The 925-nt window shown below is 48.1% G+C and carries 1 protein-coding gene and 1 pseudogene; both read left to right on the top strand.

The window, feature by feature from the left end; genetic code table 11:
• Nucleotides 1-262 (top strand): annotated as a pseudogene (locus VU18_RS15815) (hypothetical protein); the annotation flags it as partial.
• Nucleotides 263-343: 81 nt separating this feature from the next.
• Complete coding sequence (locus VU18_RS15810) at nucleotides 344-808, top strand: hypothetical protein (protein ID WP_031206176.1); 465 nt, start codon at nucleotides 344-346, stop codon at nucleotides 806-808.
• Nucleotides 809-925 lie beyond the last annotated feature (117 nt).

Genomic DNA, 925 nt, shown 5'->3' with positions numbered 1-925 from the left:
TGAGATACAATATGAAGGATCCAACGATTACACAGCGAAAGAGCCCCACATCGTCAGTTGGAGGTTCGAGCGAGCGCTGCTTCCGGATGGCCTCAAACGAGACTTGGAGGCGATCACAGCGTTTCGCAGAGATCGAAACGCAGGCCCGTCCATCAATCCAAACGCTCAGTCGATTGCCTTTAAATTTGAAGCGTTGACGGATGCCGCCAAAGAAACGATTGAGGCGATTACCGCCGTTCTTAAGAAGCATGCAAGAAGTTGAAGTGGTTACGCGCCTGTCGCTTTTTGATGGATGGGACGGTGTGGCTAAGGCGGAGGTTGAAAGGGAAACGGGGGATTGGAAATGGCGCATGTATTTCAAATGAAAACGAAACCGCATGGGTTTCAGCGGTACGACGAATTCATTCGCGATCAAGTCATAGGGATTGGCTGGCCGCTGATCGGCAATTTAGACGGCATAAGCAAAGATGAACTGAGAGAGCGATTGCGCAACGTGTACCATTATTCGGGGGCGAAGCTTGGCAACGCTCTTGGCGCAATCTGGGCGTTTGTCCATACGATGGAACAAGGGGATATCGTGTTGGTTCGCAATGGAGCGTGGCTCAGCATCGGGATCATTGGCCCCTATCGCTATGTGAAACATCTCGACAATGATATCGATGGGTTTTGCCATCAACGGTCGGTTGAGTGGAAGGTCATGAATGAAAACGTTCGCTTGTATAATGAGAAAGTGCATGAAACATTGCGGCACCGGGGAGTTGTGACAAAAAGCAAATATACTGTACACGAACTTCAACTAGGGATTTAACGGTGAAGCAGGAATGTTTGAGATATATATGAAATGGTTCAAAGGTCGAAAATAGTCATTTCGTCTCACTTCCTCGCGAAGAAAATCATGGTACAATGATGATGAAAGGTACAGCTA

It is taken from the genome of Geobacillus sp. ZGt-1, assembly GCF_001026865.1.
In the GTDB taxonomy this organism is placed as follows: domain Bacteria; phylum Bacillota; class Bacilli; order Bacillales; family Anoxybacillaceae; genus Geobacillus; species Geobacillus thermoleovorans.
The sequence above is the reverse complement of the archived record's forward strand: the minus strand, read 5'-3'. Positions and strand labels throughout refer to the sequence as shown.

Coding starts and splice junctions, on each gene's coding strand:
- VU18_RS15810 (WP_031206176.1), top strand. CDS start 344: ATGGCGCATGTATTTCAAATGAAAACGAAACCGCATGGGTTTCAGCGG.